Source organism: Polaribacter sp. (assembly GCF_036480315.1).
Taxonomy (GTDB): domain Bacteria; phylum Bacteroidota; class Bacteroidia; order Flavobacteriales; family Flavobacteriaceae; genus Polaribacter.
On record NZ_JAZGGG010000036.1, the window covers coordinates 107,199 to 113,198 of the forward strand.

Genomic DNA, 6,000 nt, shown 5'->3' on the forward strand with positions numbered 1-6,000 from the left:
ATTAGTTTTAAAGTTTCAGAACTCTGAAGCTAGCAGTTTACTAACTACCAAATTTATAGATTCTGTTATCTTCAATGTTTTCATCTTTTCTTTCTGGCTGTAAAACAAAAAGATATTTTTCTAATAACGCAATTGAAGCAGTATTATTTTGATGTGTAAAAGCCTCTAGTTTTTGTAAATTCATAGAAGTAATTCCAAAATCTAAAACTTTACTCATTGCTTCACTCATATATCCTTCGTCTTGATAATCAGGATTTACTTCGTAACCAACTTCGGCAAAATTATTTTCTAAATCTATTCTATGAAGTGCAATACTTCCAATAAGTTGTTTGGTACTATTTAGTTCAAGTCCCCAGAAAATACGGTTTTCATTAACAAATTCGTTTAAACAAGTGTCAATAAAAGCTTCAGCTTCATTTAAGTTTTTTGGTGTTTCTCTTGTAATTAGTTCATTAATTTCTTTGTTAGAACGCAATCTAAAAATAGGTTTAACGTCATCAAAAGTTAATTGACGTAAAGTTAAACGTTCTGTTGATAATTCTGGAAAAGTTGAAAAAGAAAATTCTTGCATTTATTTTTAATTATTGTTATTTATTATTTTAAGCTTACTCTTTTATCTACACTCCAAGCGAGTGGTTTATCGTTAAAAAACATTTTGGTTTTTGCCCAAACATTTTTAAATAATTCTGAATTCCTGTAGTTTTCTAAATCTTGTTCTTCATTCCAGTAAGAATACGTAAAAAAGATTTCAGGATTGTTTTTGTCTTGATATAATTCTAATAAACAGCAACCTTTAGAAGCTCTAATAAATGTCTTTTTTTCTTCAAACATTGATAAAAATTCATCGATATGTTTAGCGTGAAAACTCATTTTTACAATTCGTACAAACATGCTTTAATTTAAAGTGGTGAATTCTTGTTCTGGTTGATCAATAAAATCAATAGTAACTATATCTCTATAAGCTAGACCTAATAAAGAAGAAGCGCCACCAACAGTATCAAGATTGCTTCTGTAAATGGCAATTTCTAAATATTGGGCAGAATTAAATAGCGCTAATTTATGACCTTCATATTGTTGATTACTATATGCGCTATTATTGGCAACTTCATTGTATTTTGAAAATATATTAGAGAAAGAATGTTTTTTTGCAGTTATTTTAAAATTTCTTCCTTTACCAATTTCTTGAAACATTTTTTTACTAATATTCGTAATTACATTTCCATAATTATCGATATAAACAATACCTCCAATAATTTGATTTTCTTGTTGATTTGTCTTTGGTTGAATTTCAATTATTTTTTTAAATTCTTGAATTTCTTTTCCAATTACTGTTAAATTTCCACCTCTTGCGATAAAACAGGCTACTTGTGCAAAAACATCTAAAACAGGAAAACTACTTTCTATTCGATCATGAATATTAATTTCAACAATCTTTGTGGGTTTAATTTCAGCGGCAATCATAGAGATTAATCCGTTATCTGGACATACAAAAAAATGACCATCTAATTCTAACGCAATATGCTTGTTATCTTCACTTAATTCTGAATCTACACCTACAATATGTATGGTTCCTTCAGGAAAACTTTTGTAAGAGTTTTTTAAAATATAAGCAGTTTCGGTAATGTTAAAAGGTGATATTTCATGAGTGATATCCACAATTTTAGCATCAGAAAGTTCAGAATAAATAGCTCCTTTAACAGCACCTACAAAGTGGTCTTTGGTTCCAAAATCTGTAGTAAGCGTTATAAATGCCATAGAAATTTGTACTGTTAATTAAATGTGTAAAAGTTGTTAACTATTTAACGCAAATCTAATCATTTTAGAAATTTAATTCGCTATTTTTAGTTGAAATAAAATTGATATAAATCTATAAAAAATTAACATTTGAACGAACGCATTATAGAGTTGGAAGAAATCAACCCAAAAGATTTTTTTGGAGCGCATAATAGTACTATTGAACAATTAAAAAAATATTTTCCGAAGATTAAAATTGTTGCACGAGGATCTAAAATGAAGATTTATGGTGAATCAGAAATTTTAGATGAGTTCGAAATTCGTTTAGAACGTTTAATTAAATATTACAATCGCTATAATAAGTTAGATGATAATAGTATTGAGCGTATTTTAACATCAAACGGAAACGAAGAAAAAACATCTGCGTCTAAAAAAGGGAAAGACATTTTAGTGCATGGTGTTGGTGGAAAATTGATAAAACCTCAAACAGACAATCAACGTAAAATGGTTACGTTAATGGGGGAAAATGACATGTTATTTGCTGTTGGTCCTGCTGGAACAGGAAAAACATATACAGCTGTTGCTTTGGCAGTTAGAGCTTTAAAAGAAAAAGAAGTTAGAAGAATTATTTTAACAAGACCAGCAGTAGAATCTGGAGAGAATTTAGGTTTCCTTCCTGGAGATTTAAAAGAGAAATTAGATCCTTATATGCAACCTTTATATGATGCATTAAGAGATATGATTCCGCATGAAAGATTAGAATCTCATTTAGAAAAAGGAGTTATTCAAATTGCGCCTTTGGCGTTTATGAGGGGTAGAACTTTAGACAATGCTTTTGTTATTTTAGATGAGGCACAGAATACTACGCACAATCAAATGAAAATGTTTTTAACCAGAATGGGAAAAAGTGCGAAGTTTATTATTACTGGAGATCCCGGTCAGATAGACTTACCAAGAAAACAAGTTTCTGGTTTAAAAGAATCTTTATTAGCTTTAAAAGATATTAATGGAATTGCACAAGTATTTTTAGATGATAAAGATGTAGTAAGACATATATTGGTTAGAAAAATTATTAGTGCATATAAAAGCATAGAAACAGAATAGGGATTGGTTTTTAGTTGTTGGTTAATAGTCTTTAGTTTATTTTTGCAACCAACAACAAAACACAAAACAACAAACAACTAACTAAAAGAATGAATACAATTAACGAAACAAACTTTAAGTTTCCGGAGCAGAAGTCTGTATATAAAGGTAAAGTAAGAGAAGTTTACAATATTAATGAGGAACTTTTAGTAATGATTGCCACAGATAGATTGTCTGCGTTTGATGTTATTTTACCACGTCAAATTCCGTTTAAAGGTCAGATTTTAAATCAAATTGCAACAAAAATGATGAATGATACAGCAGATATTGTTCCTAATTGGTTGCTTGCAAATCCTGATGAAAATGTAGCTGTTGGTCATTTATGTGAACCATTTAAAGTAGAAATGGTAATTCGTGGTTATATGTCTGGTCATGCAGCTAGAGAATATAAAACAGGAAAAAGAGTTTTATGTGGTGTTGAAATGGCAGAAGGATTGCAAGAGAATGATAAATTTCCAAATCCAATAATTACACCTTCTACAAAAGCAGATAATGGTGATCATGATGAAGATATTACGCGTGAAGAAATTTTATCTAAAGGTGTTGTTTCTGAAGCAGATTATTTAGTTTTAGAAGATTATACAAGAAAACTTTTTCAAAGAGGAACAGAAATTGCTGCATCTCGTGGATTAATTTTAGTAGATACTAAATATGAATTCGGAAAAACAAAAGAAGGAAAAATTGTGTTAATTGATGAAATTCATACACCAGATTCTTCTCGTTATTTTTATGAGGAAGGATATCAAGAAAGACAAAACAAAGGTGAATCTCAAAAACAATTGTCTAAAGAATTTGTAAGACAATGGTTAATTGAAAACGGATTTCAGGGATTAGAAAATCAACAAATACCAGAAATGTCTGATGAAAAAATTATAGAGATTTCTAACAGATATATAGAATTATACGAACAGATTACTGGTGAGGCATTTGTAAAAGCTTCAACTGAAAATGTAATGAATAGAATTGAAGAGAATGTGAATTCTTTTTTATCAAACTAAAAACAAACAACAATGATTATAGAACCAAGAACAAGAGGATTTATCTGTTTAACTTCACACCCAACAGGTTGTGAACAAAACGTTGTAAATCAAATAGAATATATAAAGTCTAAAGGGAAAATCGAAGGAGCTAAAAAAGTATTAGTTTTAGGTTCTTCTACAGGTTTTGGATTGGCATCTAGAATTACAAGTGCTTTTGGATCTGATGCAGCTACAATTGGTGTTTTCTTTGACAAACCAGGAACAGAAAGAAGACCTGGTTCACCAGGATTTTACAACACTGCAGCTTTTGAAAAACATGCAAATAAAGCTGGTTTATATGCAAAAAGTATTAATGGAGATGCGTTTTCTAACGAAGTTAAAGAGCAAGTTGTAACCTTAATAAAAGAAGATTTAGGTCGGATTGATTTAGTTATTTATAGTTTGGCTTCACCAGTTAGAACACATCCAACATCAGGAAAAAGATTTAAATCTGTTTTAAAACCTATTGGAGAAGTTTTTACAAATAAAACAGTAGATTTTCATACAGGAAATGTATCAGAAATATCTATAAATCCTGCTGAAGGAGAAGATATTGAAAATACAATTACTGTAATGGGAGGTGAAGATTGGAAAATGTGGATAGATGCATTAAAAGATGCAGACGTTTTAGCAGAAGGAGCAACAACAGTTGCCTACTCTTATATTGGACCAGAAGTTACAAAACCAGTGTATAGAAACGGAACAATTGGTGCTGCAAAAGACCATTTAGAAGCAACTGCTTTTACAATTACAGACGATTTAAAATCGATTGGTGGTAAAGCTTATGTTTCTGTTAACAAAGCATTAGTAACGCAAGCTAGTTCTGCAATTCCAGTAATTCCGTTATATATTTCTTTATTATATAAAATAATGAAAGCAAAAGGAATTCACGAAGGTTGTATTGAACAAATTCAACGTTTATATAGCGAGCGTTTATTTGGAGGAGATATTGCTTTAGATGAAAAAGGAAGAATTAGAATTGACGATTGGGAAATGAGAGATGATATTCAAGAAGAAGTTGCAAAACTTTGGGAAGAAGCATCTACAGAAAACTTATCTGATATTGGAGATTTAGAAGGGTATAGCAACGATTTTTACAACCTTTTTGGTTTTAAAGTTAATGGTGTAGATTATGAAGCTGATGTAAACGAAGTTGTAAAAGTACCAAGTATACAGTAAAACGAGTATTCTTTCGAAAGCGGAAACTTTAATATAAACCTCACAGATTTTGTTTTGTGAGGTTTTCTTTTTTTATCTTGTGAAAAAAAGTTAATGAAAGCGGTAACCGTAAAACAATTAAAAGATGAACTCTCTCATAAATCTGCAAATGAGTTAAAAGAGCTGTGTTTACATTTATCAAAATTCAAGAAAGAGAATAAAGAATTACTGACGTATTTATTGTTTGAATCTCATGATGAAGAACAATATATACAAAGCGTAAAAGATAAAATGGATGTTCTTTTTACAGAAATAAATACCAAGAGTTATTTTTATATTAGAAAAAGTGTACGTAAAATTTTAACGCTCACTAAAAAATTTATTAGGTACTCTAAAAAGAAAGAAACCGAAGTAGCTTTATTACTTCACTTTTGTTATTGTTTAAAAGAATTTAAGCCATCAATTAATAAAAGTCCAAGATTAATAGCAACTTTTGATAGACAGGTACTTTTAATTAAAAAAGCAATTGCAACTTTACACGAAGATTTGCAATACGATTATCAATTAGAATTAGAAAACTTATAGTAAATAAGTTTTTTTAAGCTTACTAATTACATTTTAGTGTTATTCCCCCTAAAAAATAAAGTTATGATTCTTTCAAAGAAAGAAAATTTTCTTTTAATTATTGTTACGTGCTTTTTATTTATACAAACAATTAATTCACGATTAACTCATGGGGGAATTGGTACATTAGACATGTGTACGTTGTAAAATTAATTACAAATAAGTTAGTGGTTTCAAAGAAAATACTTGTAAAATAATACCTGTTGTGCATTATAAAAAAGCTGTTCATTGATTAAGAGAATCGTATATTTAATTGAATTTCAAACATTTAAATAGATGAACAGCTTTAGAGCAAATTACGAGAAAATTTTAGAGGTATTAA

General features: G+C 29.3%; 7 protein-coding genes. 4 read left to right on the plus strand and 3 right to left on the minus strand.

Going from position 1 to position 6,000, the window contains the following annotated elements; translation table 11 throughout:
* Positions 1-40: 40 nt before the first annotated feature.
* The 3 genes from V3V28_RS07315 to V3V28_RS07325 are packed head-to-tail and all read right to left on the minus strand — an operon-like array spanning position 41 to position 1,755.
* Positions 41-571 carry a GNAT family N-acetyltransferase gene (locus V3V28_RS07315; protein WP_331364368.1) on the minus strand — a complete coding sequence of 177 codons (531 nt, stop codon included), beginning with the start codon at positions 569-571 and terminating at the stop codon, positions 41-43.
* Positions 572-594: 23 nt separating this feature from the next.
* Positions 595-891: a putative quinol monooxygenase gene (locus tag V3V28_RS07320; RefSeq protein WP_331364369.1), complete on the minus strand. Its 297-nt coding sequence runs from the start codon at positions 889-891 to the stop codon at positions 595-597.
* 3 nt (positions 892-894) lie between these two features.
* The gene (locus V3V28_RS07325; RefSeq protein WP_331364370.1) at positions 895-1,755 is read right to left on the minus strand and encodes an SAM hydrolase/SAM-dependent halogenase family protein; all 861 of its coding nucleotides are present in this window, start codon (positions 1,753-1,755) and stop codon (positions 895-897) included.
* Between the two features lie 129 nt (positions 1,756-1,884).
* Between V3V28_RS07325 and V3V28_RS07330 the strand changes: the two genes are divergently transcribed.
* The 4 genes from V3V28_RS07330 to V3V28_RS07345 all read left to right on the plus strand — a co-directional run bounded on the left by V3V28_RS07330 (position 1,885) and on the right by V3V28_RS07345 (position 5,639).
* Positions 1,885-2,838: a PhoH family protein gene (locus V3V28_RS07330; protein ID WP_331364371.1), complete on the plus strand. Its 954-nt coding sequence runs from the start codon at positions 1,885-1,887 to the stop codon at positions 2,836-2,838.
* An 89-nt stretch (positions 2,839-2,927) separates the two neighbouring features.
* Complete coding sequence (locus V3V28_RS07335) at positions 2,928-3,875, plus strand: phosphoribosylaminoimidazolesuccinocarboxamide synthase (protein ID WP_331364372.1); 948 nt, start codon at positions 2,928-2,930, stop codon at positions 3,873-3,875.
* 12 nt (positions 3,876-3,887) lie between these two features.
* Positions 3,888-5,075 carry an enoyl-ACP reductase FabV gene (fabV, locus tag V3V28_RS07340; protein WP_331364373.1) on the plus strand — a complete coding sequence of 396 codons (1,188 nt, stop codon included), beginning with the start codon at positions 3,888-3,890 and terminating at the stop codon, positions 5,073-5,075.
* A 93-nt stretch (positions 5,076-5,168) separates the two neighbouring features.
* On the plus strand, positions 5,169-5,639 hold the full coding sequence (locus V3V28_RS07345; protein ID WP_331364374.1) for a hypothetical protein: 471 nt from the start codon (positions 5,169-5,171) through the stop codon (positions 5,637-5,639).
* Positions 5,640-6,000: the final 361 nt, after the last annotated feature.